Consider the following 20,553-nt stretch of genomic DNA (forward strand, 5'->3'; position numbering starts at 1 on the left):
GCGCGCGGCGCCATGGCAAGAGGGCAACGGGTATGCGGGCGATGACAGGCAAACTGCACAAAAGGGCAAAGGTTGCAGGATTTGTGTCCGTTGTTCTAATCGCCACCGGCTGCACCCAGATGAACCAGTTTCACGGGTTTATCCCCCCGTCCGAAGAATTGGCAACGCTGCAAGTCGGCGCCACATCCAAGGACGAGGTGATTGGCCTCTTCGGGCCGCCAATTTCTGAGCGGGCGTTGGAAAACAACACTATCTATTACGCCTCAAGCCAGTTTCGGTTCTTTGGGCCTTTCGCGCCCGAAGAGGTTGATCGACAGGTGCTCGCCATTGATTTCGACGCCAGCGACCGGCTGCGCAATATCTCACGCTACACTCTGGAAGACGGGCGGGTGGTCGTTCTGGATCGTCGTGTGACCGAAGACGGGATCAACGATGTGACCTTCCTTGGCCAGCTTTTGGGATCGTTCGGGCGTCTGGATGCCGGGCAATTGCTGGGTGAAGAGCCTTAAGCCTTGACGCGACGTGCGCGTTTTCTGCGAAAAGCAAGCATTGTTGTGCGGTTCAGATACCAGACAAAGTATCCCAAAGCGTTGGCCCGCGCCACCGTTTGCGGCTTCAATCCGCGCGACATGCGCGTCATTTGCCAGCCATAGTATTCCACCTGGCAAACGGTATTGATCAGTTTCACAAGCCAATTCGTGGCATTCATACCAAACCGCCCACGTCCGATCACCAGTCCATCTTCTGCGATGCCGACACTATCGCGTTTGCCGCTCAGCAGCTCAGCAACAGCATTCGGCTGCACACACAAAGGGCGCGCCAGCCCGATCATATCAATACCGTCCGTGGACAGGGCCTGTTCCATTGCGGCCAAACTGCGAAAACCACCCGTCACAGTGATGGGGACATTCACCGCCTTACGGACTTGGCGCGCGTAATCAAGAAAATAAGCTTCGCGCCTTCGCGTGCTTTCGCGCTTTTCTTCTTCAACACCGATCACAAAGCTCATTTGTTCGTATGTGCCGCCCGACAGCTCGATCATATCAATGCCGTCTTGCTCAAGCCATTTGGCGACCTGCGCACAGTCCTCAAGGTTGAATCCGCCCTTTTGGAAATCAGCTGAGTTCAGCTTTACTGCAACCGGAAAGTCCGGCCCAACCGCCGCGCGCGTCGCCGCATAGATCCGCCGCAGGAACCTTGCGCGGTTTTCCAGCGGTCCACCCCAGTCATCGGTGCGCCGGTTGATGAGAGGAGAAAGAAACTGGCTGATCAGATAGCCGTGCGCTGCATGGATCTGCACCCCGTCAAAGCCCGCCTTCTGAGCGATCTCTGCCGTTTTGGCGTAGCGCTTGATCGCGTCTTCAATGTCGTCCGTTGTCATGGCCCTGGGTCGGCCAAACAGGCCCAGAATCCTAAGCTTTTCTGCTGAAGGGGACAGTGGGCGCGTGTTCACCACAATAGGGCATTGACGGCCTGGATGGCTTATCTGCATCCAGATTTGACTGCCATCCGATTTCGCCGCATCCGCCCATTGTCGCAACGCATCCAGCGCGCTTTCGTCTTCAACCACAACATTTCCGGGGCGTTCCAGATAGCGCCTGTCCACCATCACGTTGCCGGTAACCTGCAACGCCATACCGCCCTTGGCCCAATGGTTATAAAGCTTTTGATGCCCGACCGTTGGTGCATCATGACGATCCGCAATCGCTTCAGTCATGGCACTTTTGCAGAAACGGTTCTTGAGGATCGCACCACAAGGAAGCTTAAGAGGCTGGGAAAGCACTGTCATGTTGCGCGACCTTACAGGGTCGGCCACGCTTCGCAATCGAATTGGTGATCGTATGTCGTGCTATTCCCCTTTTTATAAAGCTATGCTTCCGGTTCAAACTCCAGCGCGACCCCGTTGATGCAATAGCGCAAGCCTGTCGGTTGCGGGCCATCGGGAAACACGTGTCCCAGATGCGCGTCGCAGCGGTTGCAATGCACCTCGGTCCGCTTCATGAAAAAGCTGCGGTCAGTGGTTTCGCCGACCATTTCGGGATCGACAGGTTGATAGAAAGAAGGCCAACCTGTGCCGCTTTCAAACTTCGCCCCTTGATCAAACAAGGGCGCGCCGCAACAGACGCACATGTAAGTACCAGGCTCTTTTGGGAAATCCTCATGCGTACCGGCCCGTTCGGTGCCGTGTTTGCGCGTGACCTTATAGGCCATGTCAGAGAGTTGCGCGCGCCACTCGGCGTCTGATTTCACCACTTTGTCCATTCGTATAGGTTCCTTTTGTATTGTTGCTTGATAACGTAGGTCAGCGACGATGGTTCGCCAAGGTGAAGACTGATGACAATTCCGTTCCAAAAAGGGCGCTATGCGGCGCGGTTTGCTGCCGGGCCCGCCGATGTGATGGCGTGCCAGCGGCTGCGGCATCTGTGTTTCTTTGGCAGCACGGGGCGCGATCAGGACCGTTTCGATGCCCTTTGCCGTCATCTGATGGTTGAGGATCAGGGTGGGCGTTTGGTTGCCGCAGCGCGGGTGTTGGACATCCCGTCGGGCGCGCAGATCGCGACAAGCTATGCAGCACAATACTATGATCTTTCGGGGTTGGCCCGGACATCCGCCCCGATGATCGAAGTCGGTCGTTTTTGTGTGGCGGCCGATGTGTTGAATGCCGATGTGTTGCGGGTCGCATGGGCTGCGCTGACGCAGGTGGTGGATGCGCAGGGCATCGCTATGCTTTTTGGATGCAGCAGCTTTGCAGGAACCGATCCCGCGCCTTATGGCAAGGTCTTTGGGCGGCTTTCGGGCAAGCATTTGGGCCCACGCGATCAACGCCCTGGACCCAAGGCAAGGGATATCATCCGTTTTGCCGATATCGCGCGGCAGGGCACCAGCCCCATGCCGCCGCTTTTACGGACCTATCTTGCGATGGGCGGGTGGGTCAGTGACCACGCCGTCGTGGATCACACCATGAACACGCTGCATGTTTTCACCTGTCTTGATGTCGCATCCGTCCCACCAGCGCGTGCGGCAGCGCTCAGAGCCCTTGCGCAGGCCGCAACACTGCCATAGCAGGCGGATATGGCAAAAACACCGCTTCTCCAACTCTCTGATATCGCGCTGACCTTCGGCGGCGATCCTGTTTTCGACGATCTGTCGCTGGTCGTTCAACCCGGTGATCGCGTCGCGCTGGTCGGGCGCAATGGATCGGGAAAATCGACGTTAATGAAGGTCATGGCCGGGTTGGTTTTGCCCGATAGCGGCACGCGTGTCGCTGCCCCCGGCGTGCAGGTCGGTTATATGGAACAGGACCCGACAATGGCCGGTTTTGCGACCTTGGGCGATTATGCAGCCAGCGGGCTGGACATTGATGAAGCCTATAAGGTCGACATGGTGGCTGAAGGCCTCAAGTTCGACCCCGCAGGCGATGTGAATACCGCCTCTGGCGGTGAACGCAGGCGCGCGGCTTTGGCAAAACTGATGGCCGAAGCACCCGAATTGATGTTGCTGGACGAGCCGACGAACCATCTGGATATCGAGGCGATTTCTTGGCTTGAGAGTGAACTGAAAACGACCCGTGCCGGGTTCGTCCTGATCAGCCACGACCGCGCATTCCTGCGGGCTTTGACGCGCGCGACCTTATGGATTGATCGCGGGCAAGTGCGCCGGGCGGAACAGGGTTTTGAGCATTTCGAGGCATGGCGCGACAAGCTGTGGGAAGAAGAAGACCAGCAGCGCCACAAGCTGAACCGCAAGATCAAGGCCGAGGCGCGGTGGGCCGTCGAAGGTATTTCCGCCCGCCGTACCCGCAACCAGGGGCGTTTGCGGGCCTTGCAGGATTTACGCGCGGAAAAGGCCGGACAAATCAAACGCCAAGGCACGGCTGCAATGGCATTCGATGGGGGCTCAAGTTCAGGCAAGAAGGTGGTCGAGGCTTTTGGGCTGACCAAGGCATTTGACGGCAAGCAAATTGTGCAAGGTTTGGACCTCACGGTGCAACGCGGGGATCGCATTGCGTTTGTGGGGCCAAATGGCGTCGGAAAGACAACATTAATCAATATGTTATTAGGTAAAGTTGAACCTGATAGCGGGTTAGTCAAACTGGGCACGAAACTCGACATCGCGGTCTTTGATCAAAGCCGTGCAGCATTGAACGAAGACATGACACTTTGGGAAAACCTTGCCAATGATCCTGAGCTGGGGGTGTCCGGCAAGTCAGATCAGATCATGGTGCGCGGCACGCCGAAGCATGTTGTGGGCTACCTGAAGGAATTCCTGTTCGTTGAGGCACAAGCGCGCGCGCCCGTGCGGTCTTTGTCGGGTGGCGAAAAAGCCAGGCTGTTGCTGGCACGCCTGATGGCGCGGGAAAGCAACCTTTTGGTGTTGGACGAACCGACCAACGATCTGGACATCGAAACGCTGGACTTGTTGCAGGATATTCTGGGGGATTATGACGGCACGGTGCTGCTGGTCAGTCACGACCGGGACTTCCTTGACCGGGTCGCGACGACAACGATTGCGATGGAAGGCAACGGGCAGGCGGTCGTTTATGCGGGCGGTTGGTCTGATTATCGCGCGCAACGCGGTGGCGATTTTCTTGAGGCGAAAGAGGCCAGCAAGCCTTTGGCCAAAAAGCAAAAAGCTGCTGAAAAGAAAGCCTCCAGCGGTTTGTCCTTTACCGAAAAACACCGGCTGGAGGAACTGCCCGGCGTGATTGACAAGATCACAGCCGAGATCACGAAACTGGAAGAACTGCTTGCCGATCCCGCGTTGTTCACAACGCAACCAGTGAAGTTTCAAAAGGCAACAGACGCACTTGTGGCACGGCAAGCGGCACTGGCTGAAGCAGAGGAAGAATGGTTGATGCTGGAAGAGAAAGCGGGCTAGCTTTGGCGGACCCACGAAAAGGAAATCGCCCATGTGTTTTGTAAAGCCCATCGCTCTGGCCGCTACGCTGCTTTTAGCGGCCTGCACCCCAAAACCGGTCAGTGGCAGCGCTGACAGCGGCGTCAGGCTTTTGCAGGTCGGTATGACACAGCAAGACGTCGCGGCGATCTTGGGCGATAGCCCGCTTGCCACCTGGACATCTGACGCGCCAGACCAGCAATGCACGTCCTATGTGTACGATGAGACGATTGGCGCGAAATACGTGCATGTCATCTACAAAGATGGTCGGCTTGTCACTGCCACCGATCGCCATAAAGCCCCCTGTTAAGGGTCATGGCATCCTGAGCGCCCCATCCAACCGGATCGTCGTTCCGTTCAGATAGTCACATTCCACAATGAAGCGCGCCAGTGCTGCGAACTCTGCCGGATCGCCCAGGCGGGCAGGGTAGACGACATCCTTTGCCAGCCCGGCCATGACCTCTTCGCCCAAGCCTTCCAACATCGGTGTGCGGAAGATACCCGGTGCGATGGCCATCACACGGATGCCATTGCGGGCCAGATCACGCGCCATTGGCAAGGACAGACCTGCGATGCCGGCCTTGGATGCAGCATAAGCCGTCTGACCCTTTTGCCCATCAAAGGCCGCTACCGAAGCAGTATTGATGATGACGCCGCCTTTCGCCATGCGGGCGGCGGCAAGTCGTGCCACGTTGAAAGTACCGTTGAGGTTGATGTCCACCGTGCGGGTAAAGCTGTCTTGGCGATGCGGTCCATCACGCCCCAGCGTCTTTTCGGCCGTGGCGATGCCGGCGCAATTGATCGCCACGTTGATGTCGCCTGCCTGATTCAGACCCGCCGCAACGCTGGCCTCATCCGTGACATCGACTTGCGCGAAACTGGCACCTAAGCGGTCTGCAAAGTCAGCACCGGCAGGATCACGATCAAAGATCGTAACCGTGGCTCCAGCTTTAGCAAAAGCCGTGGCCGTGGCGGCCCCAAGACCTGAGGCACCTCCTGTTATGACCGCGATTGCTTTGTTAATCTGCATTGTAATCCGTCCCCTTTTTCTCGGCCCGTTTCACCTGATCCCAAAGCGCATCCATTTCAGCCAGATCGCTGTCGGCAGGGGACTTCCCCTTGACCTTCAACGCATCTTCCACGGCGGCAAACCGGCGCGTGAATTTCGCGTTGGTGCCACGCAAAGCGGCTTCCGGATCAATATCGAGATGGCGGGCAAGGTTGGCCACCACAAACAGCAGATCGCCGAATTCATCCTCAACCTGCGTTTGGGTCATTGTCTCACGCGCCTCGACCAATTCGCCTGCTTCCTCGATTATCTTGTCGATCACATGGCCTGTGTCGGGCCAGTCAAACCCCACGCGCGCTGCGCGTTTTTGCAGTTTCACCGCGCGGGTCAGGGCAGGGAGTCCGACAGCGACCCCGTCCAGCGTGCGGGTCTGTTCCTTGCCAGCACGTTCTGCCGCTTTGATCTTTTCCCAGTCCGCAGTTTGCTGTTCTGCTGATTTGTCACGCGATTCGTCGCCAAAGACATGCGGGTGCCGCGCGACCATCTTGTCGCTGATGGCACGCACCACACTGTCAAAACTGAAGTGCCCGGCTTCGGTCCCCATCTGCGTATGATAGACCGTCTGCAACAGCAGATCGCCCAACTCGCCTTCCAAATCGTCCCAGTCGCTGCGTGCGATGGCATCGGCGACCTCATAGGCCTCTTCGATGGTGTAGGGGGCGATGGTGTCAAAATCCTGTTCAATATCCCATGGGCAGCCTGTGTCAGGGTCGCGCAAACGGCGCATGATTTCGAGCAGGCGCGGCATACCGCCGTAGGGATCGTGGATCAGCGTGTCATCAGGCATTGCGCGCGGCCTCTTGTTGCGGTCAACTGAAACTCTAAGCACACCAAAGCCGGAGCGCCAGACATGCCCGTGATCAACCGCATTGCCGACTATGCCGATGATATGACCGCATGGCGCAGGCATTTGCATGCGCATCCCGAATTGCAGTTCGAGTGTCATGAAACGGCGGCTTTCGTGGTGGAACGTTTGCGCGAGTTCGGGGTGGATGAGATCCATGAAGGGATCGCGACATCCGGTGTGATCGCGATCATCAATGGCAAATCCGCCGGGCCGACCATCGCTCTGCGCGCCGATATGGATGCGCTGCCGATGGAAGAGATCACGGGGCTTGATTATGCCTCGACTGTGCCGGGCAAGATGCATGCCTGTGGGCATGACGGGCATACAACGATGCTGTTGGGGGCTGCCCGCTATCTGGCCGAAACCCGCAATTTTGCAGGTCGCGTTGCGCTGATTTTTCAGCCCGCCGAAGAAGGCGGTGGCGGTGCGCAGGTGATGGTCCAAGAGGGTGTCTTGGATCGCTTTGACATCAAAGAAGTATACGCGTTACACAACGCCCCCGGCACGCCGGTCGGGGCTTTCTATACGACACCGGGGCCAATTATGGCGGCGGTTGATACATTTCATATTCATATCAAAGGCGAGGGTGGTCATGGTGCCATGCCTCATGAAACCGCAGACCCGATCGTGGCTGCCGTGGGCATGGTCAATGCAATCCAGACCATTGTCAGCCGCAATCACTTTGCCCACGATGATCTGGTGGTTTCGGTGACGCAAATCCATACCGGGTCCGCTGACAACATTATCCCCGAAAAAGCCTATGTGAACGGCACCGTGCGCACCTTTGCCAAGGATACACAGGATATGGTGAAAAAGCGGCTTGCCGAAGTTGTGGCAGGTCATGCCGCCGCCTATAACGTGACCGCCACGCTGACCTATGAAGAAGGCTATCCGGCCACGGTGAATGACCCTGACAAAGTGACCTTTGCCGCGGATGTTGCGCGCGAAGTCTCTGCAAAAGTAGATGCCGCCCACCAGCGCGAGATGGGGGCCGAGGATTTTGCCTATATGCTGGAACAGCGGCCCGGTGCCTATCTGTTTGTCGGGAATGGTGACACGGCGGGGCTGCATCATCCGGCCTATGATTTCGACGATGCAGCGGCATCTGTCGGGGCATCGTTCTTTGCGAGATTGATAGAGCGTGCCTTGCCCGCAGGATGATCAAAATTCCAGAATTTTGATGGCCTTCGGCGAAAGTTTGATTGGACGAAGAAAGAGGTGGGGCAGTGACACTTGATAAGGCAAAAGAGGCGGTGGATGGGGCGTTTACGGCCAAGGATCGCCGGGGATTGGCCTATGAGAACGCCTTTGGTGGCGCGACTTCGTTTTTGCGGCGGACCTATACCAAGGATTTGGCGGGTTTTGATCTGGCGGTGACTGGCGTGCCTTTCGATCAAGCCGTCACTCATCGCCCCGGCACGCGCTTTGGGCCACGTGCCATCCGCGAAGCATCCAGCCTACAGCCCTTTGATCCGCCTTATGGGTGGGACGGGTTTGATCCGCTGAGCGAGTTTGCCATCGCTGACTATGGAGATATGGCCTTTGACTATGCTGATGTGCCGGGGGTGCCGGACCTATTGCAGGCACATATTGCCGGGATTTTGGCGCAGGGATGCGGGACGATCACATTGGGTGGCGATCACTTTATTACCTTGCCGATTTTACGTGCTTATGCAGAGAAATATGGACCTTTGTCCGTGGTTCAGTTTGACGCCCATTCCGATCTTTGGCCAGACGATGACATGGCCCGGATTGATCATGGTACGATGATGTACAAGGCCGTGAAGCTGGGCATTGTGGATGTCAGCCGCTCTATCCAGATTGGTATTCGGACGGAATGTGAGGATTATCTGGGGATGCCTTACATTGACGCCCGCACTTGCCACGAAAAGGGCAGCGCTTGGGTCGCCGACCAGATCAAGGCGCGGGTGGCTGATCATCCGACTTATGTGACGTTCGACATTGATGCGCTTGATCCGGCCTTTGCGCCCGGCACCGGCACGCCTGTTTGGGGTGGGCTGGCGTCATGGCAGGCAGCTGCGATGCTGCGTGATATGGCTGGGATCAATGTGGTGGGGGGCGATGTGGTTGAGGTGTCGCCACCTTATGACACCACAGGGGCCACCGCGATTGCAGGGGCGCATGTCGCGATGGAACTGTGTTGTCTGGCGCTCTGGAACAAAAGGAAAAAGTGATGCCAAATCAACCGATCTCCGGCAATGATCTGGCGCGGTTTTCCGGACCACAGTCTTTCATGCGCTTGCCCGAGGTTGCGACGGCGGAAAGGCTGGATGTGGGCTTTATTGGTATCCCAATGGATATCGGTACGTCGTGGCGGTCGGGCACAAGGATGGGGCCCAAGCAGCTACGTGAGCAATCGGCGATGATCCGGCCTTACAATATTCAGACGGGGGCAGCCCCCTTTGATGCATTGCAATGCGCTGACCTTGGGGATGTTGCGATAAATACGTTTTCGCTCAGCGATAGTATTCGCATTATAACAGAGACTTACGCGGCGCACCTTAAGCATGATTTTATCCCTATGACCCTTGGCGGTGATCACACTCTGACCTTGCCGGTGCTGCGTGCGGTCGCGGCAAAGCATGGCCCGCTGGCGCTGGTCCATGTTGATGCCCATGCCGATGTGAACGATGAGATGTTTGGCGAGCGTGAAACCCACGGGACCGTGTTCCGTCGCGCCTATGAGGAAGGGATTATCACCGCTGACAAGGTGTTTCAGATTGGCCTGCGTGGTACCGGATATACGGCGGATGACTTTACCGAAGCCGCGGGATGGGGGTTCAACCAGTATCTGGCGCCGGATCTATGGCACAAGTCTCTGTCCCCATTAGCTGCTGATATCAAAGCGAAAATTGGCGATCATCCATGCTATATTACATATGATATCGACAGCCTTGATCCGGCTTATGCGCCGGGCACCGGGACACCCGAGATTGGCGGCCTGACGACGCCGCAAGCGATGGAGCTGATCCGGGGTTTGCGCGGTCTCAACATTGTAGGCTGCGATCTGGTTGAAGTCTCGCCGCCGTATGATACGTCGGGCAATACGGCGCTGACAGGGGCGAATTTGATGTTTGAAATGCTCTCAATCCTGCCCGGTGTGCCGTATAGATAGCCGATACAGCATGCACACAACAGTTGGAGAACCACTTTGCGCATATTGATCATCGTTGCAGTCCTGATCCTTGGGTTGATGGCCTATGTCCGTTTTGCGCCGACCGACACAGCGCTTTGGCATAAGATGCCGGATGCCGCCGCACCGGGTGATGTGACCGAAGAAGGTGGCTTCCGGGCCGTTCGTCGTATCACCGCCCCCGCAGCAGAGGTTTTGGCCGCTGTCGAACAACGTGCTTTGGCCACACCGCGCACCAGATTGGTGGCAGGCAGCGTGGCGGAGGGGATGATCACATTTCAAACCCGCTCGCGGCTTTGGGGTTTTCCTGATCATACAACCGTGGCGGTACAAGGCGATTTGCTGGTCATTTACGGACGCTTACGCTTTGGCAGGTCGGATATGGGCGTCAATCGTGCGCGCATTGCCGGGTGGTTAGAGACGCTTGGCCCCTTGACCGCACCGCTTTGATCAGCCAATGCGGACAAATGATCGCACCAGACAAAATAGCGCAGCTGATTGACCGCTTCCAGTTTCTTGAGGCGAAGATGGCGGATGGCAATGCCGGGAATGAGATCGCGGCGCTGGGAAAGGAATACGCCGAACTACGCCCTGTGGTTGAAACGGTCACGGCCTATAAGGACCTTGTGACCCAGATCGCGGATGCCGAAGCGATGCTTGCCGATCCAGAGATGAAGGAATTGGCCGAGGCTGAACTGCCCGATCTGAAGGCCGCCTTGGAAGCGTCAGAGCATGAGGTGCAACTGGCCCTTCTGCCCAAGGATGCGGCTGATCGCCGTCCAGCGCTTTTGGAGATTCGTCCTGGTACCGGTGGGGATGAGGCAGGTCTTTTCGCGGCTGATCTGTTGCGGATGTATCAGCGCTATTCTGAGGCCCAGGGCTGGCGGTTTGAAATCCTCGAAGAAAGCCTGAGTGAGTTGGGCGGCGTTAAAGAGGTTGTCGCCCGCATTGTCGGTGAGGGCGTCTTTGCTAAGCTGAAATATGAAAGCGGCGTGCACCGGGTGCAGCGCGTGCCCGAGACGGAAAGCGGTGGCCGTATACACACGTCTGCTGCCACTGTGGCTGTGCTGCCAGAGGCCGAAGACGTTGATATTGAGATCAACGCGAATGATCTGCGGATTGATACGATGCGCGCGTCCGGGTCCGGTGGGCAGCATGTCAACACAACCGACAGCGCCGTGCGGATTTTGCATATTCCGACAGGCATGATCGTGGTCAGTTCCGAGAAGTCTCAGCACCGCAACCGCGAGATTGCGATGCAGGTGCTTAAGACACGGCTCTTTGATCTGGAACGGCAGCGTGTGGACAATGAACGCTCTGCTGATCGCAAAAGCCAAGTCGGATCGGGGGATCGGTCTGAGCGGATCAGGACCTATAACTTCCCACAAGGCCGCATGACGGATCATCGGATTAACCTCACGCTCTATTCGCTGGGTCAGGTCATGCAAGGCGATCTGGATGAGGTGATCAACGCCTTGCAGGCCGATGCGCAGGCGACACTGCTGGCGGAAATGGGCGCGTGAGTGACGTTGCCTACGGCATCAATGCATTGCGAGTGTTGTTGGCCAAAGAATTAGGTGATGATTGGCCCAACACAATCCCGGACCCGGCGCGAGAAGCGCGCACTTTGCTCGCTCATAAGATGGGTGTGGCGCGCCAAGACCTGACCTTGATGATGCAAGAGCCTTTGGATGAAGACCTCCTCGATGATGCCCTTGATGACGCTTGCGATCGTCTGAGAGGCGTCCCGATGAGCCATGTTTTGGGATATCGGGAGTTTTTTGGTCGGAAGTTTAGTGTCGACAATCGCGTGCTAGACCCGCGACCAGAAACTGAAATTCTAATCATTGAGGCGCTCTCAGAAGAGTATTTTGAGGTGCTTGACTTAGGTACAGGCAGTGGCGTCATTGCCATTACGTTGGCTGGAGAAAGACCCAATTCCACGGTCATTGCCACCGATGTATCTTCTGCCGCGTTGGAAGTGGCAGCGGAGAATGCCGCTGCTTTGGGAGTTGTCGCTCGCATGCATTTCGAATGCTCCAATTGGTATAGCGCAGTAGGTGGAACCTATGACCTTATCGTATCCAATCCGCCCTATATTGCAGCTGAAGAGATGGACGCGCTCCAACCTGAAGTGCGCGATCACGAACCTCGCATCGCTCTGACAGATGAAGCTGACGGTCTGACTGCCTACCGCGCGATCACTGCGGGTGCCCCGGATCACCTGATGCCCGGTGGCCGTCTGATTGTCGAAATCGGCCCAACGCAGGCGCAAGCGGTGTCCCAGATGATGCGTGATGCCGGTTTGCAGCAGATTCGCGTGATCCCTGACCTTGATGGCCGCGACCGGGTGGTAGAGGCTCGCAAACCCTAGTTTTGGGCCATGACACGCCGATCATGCGCAAAATGGCGCCTTTTTCGCAATTTAGTCTTGTCTTGAAGTCGTCCACATGCTTATTCATGGGCCATCGGATGGGACGAGGCTCACCACTGACCTCCCCCCGATTAGTCGCCAAACATTGCAAGGCCCATAGATTTGAAGCGCGCGAGATAGCGCGACATGGGCAAGCGCAACGACAGCCAAAGGCTTGAAAGCACTTACATGAGATCATCGAAGTCACGGTCGCGGAATAAAAACCGCAATAACCGGCCCACGGGCGGAAACATCATCAATCGGGTTTTTGACAGCTCGGGCCCTGACGGTAAGGTGCGCGGCACCCCGCAGCAGATTATTGAAAAATACAACCAGCTCCACCGCGATGCCTTTTTGTCGGGCGACCGGGTGGATGCGGAAAACTTTGCGCAACACGCCGAGCACTATACACGGCTGCTGGCCGAAGCGCAGCGCGAGGTTGATGCTAAACGCGAAGAGCAGGAAGAACAAAACCGCCAGCGGCAGGCAGAGCGTGATCGTGAGCGTCAGGAGCGTTTGAAAGCGCAAGAGGCCGCAGCGAACGATCCCTCCAGCATGGATCAGCCCGAGGCGGCGCCGTCTGGTGATGATGCAGATAGCGGATTGGTTGAAACGCCCGAAGAAAAGCCGCGCCGCCCGCGCAGGCCGCGCAAACCCCGGCCAAACCCTGATGAGGGGCCAAAAGAAGGCAATGCGCCTGAGGCCGCTGAATGACAGCAAAGCCCTCCGATTTCGGGGGGTTTTTTGTTGGTCGGTGGGGATGTCTCCGACGGAAGTTTGACTGGACGAAGAAAGTCAGAGGTCAGTTTTTGTGTAGCTGACGTGCGAGCGCGCAAAACGCCTCAAGCCCGACTTGTTCTGCCCGCTCGGTCGGTTTGATCCCGGCGGCGATCAGGTGGTCTTCGATATCAGGGCTGACGGATTTGAGCGCTGAGCGCAGCATCTTGCGGCGTTGGTTGAAGGCGGCGGCGACCACTTTGTTCAGCGTGCCAGCGTCTGCGGGATAACGCGGGGCCGGTAGCGCCGTCAGGTGAACGACGGCTGAGTTGACCTTGGGCGGAGGGCTGAAGGCCTCTGGCGGCAGGTCCATCACGATTTTCGCGTCAGTGCGCCATTGGGCCAGTAAGGCGAGCCGCCCATAGGTCTTGGACCCTGGCGCGGCCACGATCCGTTGCGCGACTTCGCGCTGGAACATCAGCGTCAGGCTTTCCCAAAAGGGTGGCCATTCCGGTGGCGTCAGCCAGCGCACCAGCAGTTCGGTACCCACGTTATAGGGCAGGTTCGCCGCGATCTTGATCGGTTGGCTGAGGTGTTCAAGCGGATTGACCGTCAGCGCATCACCGTTGATTGCCTGCAACCGATCGGGGTAGGCGGCCGCGATTTCTGCGAGTGCGGGCATGCAGCGGGGGTCTTTTTCTATGGCGAGTACCTTGCGTGCGCCTTCGGCCAGCAGACCACGGGTCAGCCCACCCGGACCGGGGCCGATTTCAAGCACGTCAGCTGCTGTCAGATCACCTGCGAGCCTTGCGATCTTCGCTGTGAGGTTCAGGTCCAGCAGAAAGTTTTGCCCCAGCGATTTCTTCGCTGCCAGATCATGCGTCGCGATCACGTCGCGCAAGGGCGGCAGGTCGTCAATCACGGGCGTCAGCCATTTTGGCGGCCATGCGGATGGCGGCGATCATGGATGTAGCGTCGGCCACACCTTTGCCTGCGATGTCAAAAGCGGTGCCGTGGTCGGGTGATGTGCGGATGAAGGGCAGGCCAAGTGTCACGTTCACGCCGCCTGAGAAGTCGAGCGTCTTGATCGGGATCAGCGCTTGGTCGTGGTACATGCAGATGGCCACGTCGTAGTTCTTGCGTGCGCCCGCATGGAACATTGTGTCTGCTGAAAGAGGCCCGGTGATGTCCATCCCTTGCGCGCGCAGAGCACTGAGGACGGGGGTGATCATCTCGATCTCTTCATTTCCCATCTTGCCGTCTTCGCCAGCGTGAGGGTTCAGCCCGGCGACGGCGATACGCGGTTTAGCGATGCCAAAATCGCGGCGCAAGGCGGCATGGGTGATCAACAGCGTATCTGTCAGCAGGCTGGCTGTCAGAGTGTTGCGCACCTCTGCCAGCGGGATATGGATCGTTGTCGGCACAACCCGCAGCGCATCGCAGGCCAGCATCATCACGACCTGATCGGTGCCAGCCAGTGCCGCAAGATATTCAGTGTGACCGGGATAGGCAAAGTCCGCCCCATCAATCAGTGCTGCCTTGTGAATAGGGGCGGTGCAGACCGCGCGTGCTGCCCCTGACTGGACCAAAGCGACCGCATCGGCGATGGCCGCAATCACGCCTTTTGCATGTGCCGGGTCGGGTTGCCCCGGCGTGGCCGGCCCACCAAAATCGCGGGCCAAGACCGTCAGTTTGAAAGGATGAATATCCGCAGGGTCGGTTGCCGGGTGATAGGGCGTGCCGCGTGGCAGATGCTGCGGATCACCCAGCCAGATTAGCGGGATTTCGGACTTAAGCACCTCCCAAGCAGCCACCGCGATCTCTGGTCCGATGCCCGCGGGTTCGCCGCAACTGATCGCGATGGGTTGCATCACGGGCGAATGATGGCCGAGGCGCGCAGATCTTCCAGCAGCGCATCAGCCAATGCCGTCAGCCGCTGGCTGCGGATCTGGTTGCGCACCACGTCAGGGTCGATATTGCCCGTACCGGCATTGTTGCGTGCGCAAAGCATCAGGAAGACCAGGGTTTGCCCATTGTCGCGGGTCAGGTTGTAAGAGACCTCGCCGGGATCAAGGCGGGCCAGTTCGAGTGCGACGTCGTTGGAAATCTCGGATGGTGCCAAGGTTTGCCTGTCGAGCACTTCCGCGGGTTGATTGCGGGCGACGCCGTAAAGGTCATCACAGGTATCGACGCTGTCGCGGACATCTGCCGCCAGATTGAGGCCAGCCTCACTGCGTCCACCGGGCAGGTAGTAGGCTGCATATTCGATGCTGACAGGGGGCTGGACAGGCAGCAGTGCCTCGCGGGTGCCACGTAACTGGAAAAGTGCGATCCCATTGGGGATTTCAATCGGGTCGGTCACTTCACCGCGGTCCAGATCAAGGATAATCGCCCGAATTTGCGGCGGATAGTTTTCAATGGGCAGCCAACCCAGACGCCCGCCGTTTTCGCGCGAGGGCAAAGCCGACACCTGCCGCGCGGCGGCCTCAAAATCTGCAAAGGACCGCATCCGCGAGATTTGATCAGCGGCGTTGCGTGCGGCTGCGGCACGCTCTGGCGGGGCTGCGATAATGATCTCGTTCAGTAAGACCTCAAGTCGTGATGGGGCGGCGCCTCGCTGTGCAATAGCGCGTTCGATGTCAGCCTCTGTGATCGTCACCTGACCGCGAAAACGCGCGCGCACAAAGTTTCGCCACATCACACCAACGCTGATGAAATCACGCAATGTGTTGATGTCAACGCCGCTTTGGGCCAGCACCTGCGTGAACTGCGGCAAGGTCAGATTGGCGCGTCCTGCAAAGGCTTCCAACTCCCGCTGGAGGTCTTCTTCTGAGATACTGATACCAAACCGATCCATTTCCTGTTGTTTGAGCCGATCTTCGATCAAGGCGGTGCGCGCGGTTGCATTCAAATCGCCCGGCGTGCGAAACGCTTCGAGCAGGCGGATGCGCTGCGTGAGTTCATACTGTGTGATCACCCGATCATCGACCGTGATCACGGGTGTCACTTGCCCTTGTGCCGTAGCACTGGCGCCAATTGTCATAAAGACTGCTGCAATCACCGCCAGTATGTGACCTTTACGCATCCGAATACTCATCATTCGTTTCAATTTCCGCATCCTGTCGCGATGCCACCCGCTGAGCGGCCCGTAGAAAAGCCGCCGATAGAGCCGCTTAACCCAAATGTTGTCGATGGTTCAACCGTACTGGAAGACGTAAACCTGCGCGAGGCCGAAACGTCCACAGTCACGCATTCGTTTTGCCACTGTAGGCCAAGTCCCGCGTCTACAGCCCGGTCGGCGGCTACGTCATACCGACCGTCCAATTCAAATGTCCAAGCGTCGCTAAGGCCAACTGCCGCGTCAATCGTCCACTCCGATATGGTGCCATCGCGGTCTTCGGCGATGTCGGGGCCAAACCAGATGTAGTTGGCCCCCAAAGAGATGCGGTCGTTTCGCCATGCTACACGGCTGTCGGCAACCGTAAGCCCGTTGCGATCGTCCCATAAGGTCCGCGTATCAAACAAAAACCCCCCCGGAGCCGTCAGTTGCCCTGCAACCAACCAGTCCGACTGCAGCCCATCAAGGCCAGAGGTGGCGGTGAACCCGCTTTGCACCTCTTGCCGGATCACGCGGCCAAAGCTGAACGTTGATGTCACGCCGCGCGCGCCTGCGCGGGTCCAGGTCAGCCCGGCCGCGACCTGCGCGCCGGTCTCAACAGCGTCTTCACCTGCAAAGCGCGACAGTGCCAAAAGGTTGGCGCGGTCCAGTTCGGTGCGAATACTGTCTTCATTGGGCGGTGTGCCGCCAAAGCTTTCGGCCCAACTCAGGCTGATGGTCGGCTCAATCAGATGAGACGTGCCGTTCGATCCGACCCGCCCCAAAGGCCAGCGCAACGTGACCCCGGCCCTTGGAACAACACGCAGATCGTTTTCGGCGAAGGCCGTGTCGTCAGCAATCAGGTAGAGATCGGTTTGCACTCCGGTCTGCGCCTCGGCGACAAAGCCCAAGGGCAGCACCCAGTCATTCGACCACATCGCGTCAACACCCGTCCGCATCACGTCCCGGCCTGCGTCGCCATCAACATCGCTGTAGCGGTAGGCCAGATCAAAGCTGGTTTCATAACTCAGCAGGCCGCCGAAGTCTGGTCGATAGCTGGATTGATAGCTCAGATCAGCGATAATTGGCGGCAGAGAGGCGTTGGATTCGTCGTCGCGCAGGGTTTGGTAGTAGATCAGCCGTGCCTGATAGAGCGTATCGTCCGTCACGCGCAGCAGTTGAACCGCGCTGTCGAGCCGGTCCTTGTTCGCATATCCGTAGTCCAGCAGATAGGCGGGATCGCTGACGGCCTCGATATCAAAGAAAAGCTGATAGTCGTTACCCAGTGCAAAATTACCATCCGCAAAGAGATACGACCGACGTTTTGTCAGCAACGTATCGTCGCTGACAGCCCCTTCGACCGTCAGATCACCGTTCACAAAGGCTTGCCTATACCGAAACTCAAGCGTTGAGGTTTCTTGCGAGACATAGGGCGTTAGGGTGATGTCGCGGTAATCCCCCAGCGTGATAAAATAGGGCAGTTTTAGGCCAAACCCCAGTTGCGTGGTATTGCGCTGTTCAGGGATCAGCAGGCCAGTGGCGCGCTCTAGCGTGGGATCGGGCAGGCGCATGCGGGGTAGCCACAGCAGCGGGATGCCGCGGACCCGAAAGGTTGCGTTGGAAAAGTAAAGTTGGCGTTCTTGCGTGTCATGGACGACGCGTTCGGCCCTTATTTCCCACAAAGGTGGGCCTGTTCCGCAGACGCGGCATGATGTAGCAGAGGTTTTGTATAGCTGTGAATACCGCCCGTCGCGGCGGTCGATCTGGTTGGCCGCCAGTTGCAATTGCTGGTCAAGAACGATGCGCGCACCTTGCAGGATGCCATTTTCCAGGCGCGGGTCCAACGTGGCGCTATCGGCGGTCAGTATCGTGCCATCAGGCGTTGTGATAAAGATCGGACCAGTGATGCGCAGCGTATCGCTGGGTTGGTCAAAGATAATCTGGCTTGCGGTCAACCGACTACCATCAAACAAAACCTCGATGTTGCCGGTGGCGATCAGCTGATCCTCACCATTGAGTTCCACACTATCGGCCACCAGTGTGGCGGCGTTTTGCGCCACGGCCAGACCGGGCAAGCACATCAGCAGCATCACCAAGAGGGCGCGCATCACCCGTCCTCGTTGTGCAAAAGAAACCCCATCGACAGGCCGATGGCCGCGAAAGGCGGCGCCCAGGCGGCCAGCAGAACCGGCAGTTGGCCGTTTTCGCCGAGCACTTGGGCGAAGTTGCGAATGAAATAGATCACAAAGGCCAGAAGGATCGCGAACATCACCATCATGCCGGTGCGCCCGCCGCGCTGGTGGCGCAGCGTAAAGCTGGCCCCGATCATCACCATCGAGACCAGAAAAACCGGCATGGCGAGTTCCGTATGGAACCACACCTGGTGGCGTTGCGCGGAAAAGCCTGCTGTCTTCAAGCGATCAATGAAGGCCGGAAGCTCCCATATTGGGATAGAAGACGGCGTGCCGAAACTGTCGCGGATTTGGTCCGGTGTCAGCGAAGATGGGATCGACATCTCAGCTTGCACTACGGCGGCGGCTTCTGGTGTGGCGACCCCGATCAGCTGCCATGATTTCGCATCGCGCAGGACCCATGCCCCTGTCACGAGCTCTGCTTCGGCAGCGTTGACCCGTTGACGCGGCCCGCCATCGGGTTCGAATGTCAAAAAGGTCACATCCGTCAGCTTGGTGCCGTCAAGGTTTGCGCTTTGCGCGCGGATGACCGTCTGACCTTCTGTATTGCCTTGGCGCAGCCAAAGGCCAGAGGACCCGATCGACAGCACCGAACTGTTGCCGCGCAGGGCATCGCTGCGCGCCTCAAATTCCTTGGATGTCCCCGCGACAATCGGGTTCAGAATGGCCACGGCCAACAGACCGATCATCAGTGCCACGGCAAGTGGTGCCAGCAATGCCTTCAAGGCCGACCGGCCAGCGGCGCGCGTCACAACCATCTCGGATGACCGGGAAAGGCTGAGGAATAACGCGATCGTGGCGAGGATCATGATCAGCGGCAGGATCGCATAGATCCCTTGCGGGATATTCAGAAGGCTGAGCACCAGAATATCAACAAAGGTGGCCTCTGTGCTGGCAAAGCGGCGCAGTTGATCAACCAGATCAATGAACAACATGATCATGAAAAAGACCGCGGCGACCCCCAGAAATGTCATCAGAAAGCGCCATGCAAAATACCGGTGCAGGATCATAGTGCGGCACCTTCTTTGACCCTGCGCTTGAACAGATACGGGCGTCCGGCCCAGAACAGCAGAAACCAGATCATCACGAAGCCAACAAAGCTTTGCAGATAGGTGACCATCCAAAGCTGCGGGTCAGTGCGCGCGATGCGTATCCCGGTTGTTTCCACGGCCTTGACGACGATGATCAGAAAGATTGCGCCCACGATTTGTTTCCACACCCCAAAGCGGCTGTAGCCTCCGACCATCAGGGCAGAGAACCCCAGCAAGGCGGCAACGATACCAAGGATAGATTGGCTAAAGCGATCATGCCCGCGCGCGATAAGCCGGGCGGCATCGCGCCGGGTTTCGGCCTCAAGTTCCGGGGTGGGGTTCAATAACTCCCAAGTGGACAGATGTGCGTCCCTTCGGCCTCGCGTGCTGGTTTCGCCGATCAGATTGCTGATATTATAGGCGAAATCTGCAAAGGACGTTGTGAACAGCCGTTGATCCGGGCCGCGCAGGGTCTGGACCATGCCGTTGATCATGACCAGTTGTGTCGTTGCATTCTCGCGCACAAGGAAGGCCTTGGCGGCGGTGTAGGTGATCTGTTCATCTTCACTGCGCGTGTCGGACAAAAAGATGTCAAGCAATTCGCCCGCCGGGGTAATCTCGCGGATGTAGAATGTGACTCCGTTGACCGGTTCAATGAACTGGCCTTCGGTTAAAAGCCGTGCGGTGACGTTCTGGGCGATTTCTGTCTGCCGCACTTCCAGACGCGCGCTGCTCATCGGGACCAGAAAATGCATCAGGACCGACATCATCAAGGCGACGATCACGCCGAAATAAAAGACCGGGCGGGCCAGCCGGAAGGGCGAATATCCTGCGGCCTGCACGACGGTCAGCTCTGATTCCGTGGACATGCGGTTGGTGACGTAAACCGCCGCCGCAAAGGCTGCCAATGGCAAGGCAAGCCGCATCACGGACGGTAAGGAAAGCGCCGTGAACTCAAGGAAAACGCCGGCCGATTGCCCGTCTGCAATCAATTGGTCGAACAGCACTACCGCCCGGTTGATCCAATAAACCAACACCAGCACAAGGCTGAAAAAGCCAAACAGCACCATCAGTTGCGACAGCATATATCTGTCAAATCGCGCCAATGCTTTGTCCTTTATGGTGGCTGCCTGCCTG

At 57.9% G+C, this 20,553-nt stretch carries 21 protein-coding genes; 11 read left to right on the forward strand and 10 right to left on the reverse strand.

Annotated features, from left to right (window positions below; all coding sequences use genetic code 11):
* The first annotated feature begins 32 nt into the window (after nucleotides 1-32).
* Nucleotides 33-509, forward strand: coding sequence for an outer membrane protein assembly factor BamE (gene bamE, locus MWU60_RS01925; protein ID WP_247225356.1), 477 nt, complete (start codon nucleotides 33-35; stop codon nucleotides 507-509).
* Here bamE (MWU60_RS01925) and MWU60_RS01930 read toward each other — a convergent pair.
* Entirely contained in the window at nucleotides 506-1,789 is a 1,284-nt protein-coding gene (locus MWU60_RS01930; RefSeq protein WP_247225357.1) for an NADH:flavin oxidoreductase/NADH oxidase family protein, read from the reverse strand. The two genes, bamE (MWU60_RS01925) and MWU60_RS01930, sit on opposite strands and share 4 nt — an antisense overlap.
* Before the next feature lie 80 nt (nucleotides 1,790-1,869).
* Complete coding sequence (gene msrB, locus MWU60_RS01935) at nucleotides 1,870-2,262, reverse strand: peptide-methionine (R)-S-oxide reductase MsrB (RefSeq protein ID WP_247225358.1); 393 nt, start codon at nucleotides 2,260-2,262, stop codon at nucleotides 1,870-1,872.
* Nucleotides 2,263-2,334: 72 nt separating this feature from the next.
* Between msrB and MWU60_RS01940 the strand changes: the two genes are divergently transcribed.
* Genes MWU60_RS01940 through bamE (MWU60_RS01950) form a run of 3 tightly spaced genes read left to right on the forward strand, consistent with a single transcriptional unit; the run spans nucleotide 2,335 to nucleotide 5,206 of the window.
* Complete coding sequence (locus MWU60_RS01940) at nucleotides 2,335-3,063, forward strand: GNAT family N-acetyltransferase (RefSeq protein WP_247225359.1); 729 nt, start codon at nucleotides 2,335-2,337, stop codon at nucleotides 3,061-3,063.
* Nucleotides 3,064-3,072: 9 nt separating this feature from the next.
* On the forward strand, nucleotides 3,073-4,878 hold the full coding sequence (locus tag MWU60_RS01945) for an ATP-binding cassette domain-containing protein (RefSeq protein ID WP_247225360.1): 1,806 nt from the start codon (nucleotides 3,073-3,075) through the stop codon (nucleotides 4,876-4,878).
* Nucleotides 4,879-4,909: 31 nt separating this feature from the next.
* Entirely contained in the window at nucleotides 4,910-5,206 is a 297-nt protein-coding gene (bamE, locus tag MWU60_RS01950) for an outer membrane protein assembly factor BamE (RefSeq protein WP_247225361.1), read from the forward strand.
* Nucleotides 5,207-5,209: 3 nt separating this feature from the next.
* Here bamE (MWU60_RS01950) and MWU60_RS01955 read toward each other — a convergent pair whose 3' ends face one another.
* Together MWU60_RS01955 and mazG are read right to left on the reverse strand one after the other, a co-directional pair.
* Complete coding sequence (locus MWU60_RS01955; protein ID WP_247225362.1) at nucleotides 5,210-5,926, reverse strand: SDR family NAD(P)-dependent oxidoreductase; 717 nt, start codon at nucleotides 5,924-5,926, stop codon at nucleotides 5,210-5,212.
* The gene (mazG, locus tag MWU60_RS01960) at nucleotides 5,916-6,752 is read right to left on the reverse strand and encodes a nucleoside triphosphate pyrophosphohydrolase (RefSeq protein WP_247225363.1); all 837 of its coding nucleotides are present in this window, start codon (nucleotides 6,750-6,752) and stop codon (nucleotides 5,916-5,918) included. The genes MWU60_RS01955 and mazG overlap by 11 nt, the downstream gene beginning before the upstream one ends.
* Nucleotides 6,753-6,815: 63 nt before the next feature.
* On the opposite strand from mazG, the gene MWU60_RS01965 reads away from it, so the two are divergent.
* The 7 genes from MWU60_RS01965 to MWU60_RS01995 all read left to right on the forward strand — a co-directional run bounded on the left by MWU60_RS01965 (nucleotide 6,816) and on the right by MWU60_RS01995 (nucleotide 13,093).
* On the forward strand, nucleotides 6,816-7,973 hold the full coding sequence (locus tag MWU60_RS01965) for a M20 aminoacylase family protein (RefSeq protein WP_247225364.1): 1,158 nt from the start codon (nucleotides 6,816-6,818) through the stop codon (nucleotides 7,971-7,973).
* 65 nt (nucleotides 7,974-8,038) lie between these two features.
* Nucleotides 8,039-9,007 (forward strand): agmatinase, encoded by a 969-nt coding sequence (gene speB, locus MWU60_RS01970; RefSeq protein WP_247225365.1) that lies wholly within the window; start codon nucleotides 8,039-8,041, stop codon nucleotides 9,005-9,007.
* Nucleotides 9,007-9,948: an agmatinase gene (gene speB / locus MWU60_RS01975; RefSeq protein ID WP_247225366.1), complete on the forward strand. Its 942-nt coding sequence runs from the start codon at nucleotides 9,007-9,009 to the stop codon at nucleotides 9,946-9,948. Before speB (MWU60_RS01970) ends, speB (MWU60_RS01975) begins: the two co-directional genes overlap by 1 nt.
* A gap of 45 nt (nucleotides 9,949-9,993) precedes the next feature.
* The gene (locus tag MWU60_RS01980) at nucleotides 9,994-10,416 is read left to right on the forward strand and encodes a DUF1499 domain-containing protein (RefSeq protein WP_247225367.1); all 423 of its coding nucleotides are present in this window, start codon (nucleotides 9,994-9,996) and stop codon (nucleotides 10,414-10,416) included.
* 17 nt (nucleotides 10,417-10,433) lie between these two features.
* Entirely contained in the window at nucleotides 10,434-11,489 is a 1,056-nt protein-coding gene (gene prfA, locus MWU60_RS01985; RefSeq protein ID WP_247225368.1) for a peptide chain release factor 1, read from the forward strand.
* The gene (gene prmC / locus MWU60_RS01990) at nucleotides 11,486-12,340 is read left to right on the forward strand and encodes a peptide chain release factor N(5)-glutamine methyltransferase (RefSeq protein WP_247225369.1); all 855 of its coding nucleotides are present in this window, start codon (nucleotides 11,486-11,488) and stop codon (nucleotides 12,338-12,340) included. Before prfA ends, prmC begins: the two co-directional genes overlap by 4 nt.
* A gap of 228 nt (nucleotides 12,341-12,568) precedes the next feature.
* Complete coding sequence (locus MWU60_RS01995) at nucleotides 12,569-13,093, forward strand: DUF4167 domain-containing protein (protein WP_247225370.1); 525 nt, start codon at nucleotides 12,569-12,571, stop codon at nucleotides 13,091-13,093.
* A gap of 88 nt (nucleotides 13,094-13,181) precedes the next feature.
* On the opposite strand, the gene rsmA is transcribed toward MWU60_RS01995, so the two are convergent.
* The 6 genes from rsmA to lptF are packed head-to-tail and all read right to left on the reverse strand — an operon-like array spanning nucleotide 13,182 to nucleotide 20,501.
* Nucleotides 13,182-14,018 (reverse strand): 16S rRNA (adenine(1518)-N(6)/adenine(1519)-N(6))-dimethyltransferase RsmA, encoded by an 837-nt coding sequence (gene rsmA / locus MWU60_RS02000; RefSeq protein ID WP_247225371.1) that lies wholly within the window; start codon nucleotides 14,016-14,018, stop codon nucleotides 13,182-13,184.
* A complete protein-coding gene (gene pdxA / locus MWU60_RS02005) occupies nucleotides 14,011-14,967 on the reverse strand; it encodes a 4-hydroxythreonine-4-phosphate dehydrogenase PdxA (RefSeq protein WP_247225372.1) in 957 nt (318 codons plus the stop codon). The genes rsmA and pdxA overlap by 8 nt, the downstream gene beginning before the upstream one ends.
* The gene (locus MWU60_RS02010) at nucleotides 14,967-16,181 is read right to left on the reverse strand and encodes a peptidylprolyl isomerase (RefSeq protein ID WP_247225373.1); all 1,215 of its coding nucleotides are present in this window, start codon (nucleotides 16,179-16,181) and stop codon (nucleotides 14,967-14,969) included. Before MWU60_RS02010 ends, pdxA begins: the two co-directional genes overlap by 1 nt.
* A 20-nt stretch (nucleotides 16,182-16,201) precedes the next feature.
* Entirely contained in the window at nucleotides 16,202-18,301 is a 2,100-nt protein-coding gene (lptD, locus tag MWU60_RS02015) for an LPS assembly protein LptD (protein ID WP_247225374.1), read from the reverse strand.
* Complete coding sequence (lptG, locus tag MWU60_RS02020; RefSeq protein ID WP_247225375.1) at nucleotides 18,301-19,395, reverse strand: LPS export ABC transporter permease LptG; 1,095 nt, start codon at nucleotides 19,393-19,395, stop codon at nucleotides 18,301-18,303. The genes lptD and lptG overlap by 1 nt, the downstream gene beginning before the upstream one ends.
* Nucleotides 19,392-20,501, reverse strand: a complete 1,110-nt coding sequence (gene lptF / locus MWU60_RS02025) for an LPS export ABC transporter permease LptF (protein WP_247226152.1) — start codon at nucleotides 20,499-20,501, stop codon at nucleotides 19,392-19,394. Before lptF ends, lptG begins: the two co-directional genes overlap by 4 nt.
* Between the last annotated feature and the right edge of the window lie 52 nt (nucleotides 20,502-20,553).

The organism is Yoonia sp. F2084L (assembly GCF_023015625.1).
Classification (GTDB): domain Bacteria; phylum Pseudomonadota; class Alphaproteobacteria; order Rhodobacterales; family Rhodobacteraceae; genus Yoonia.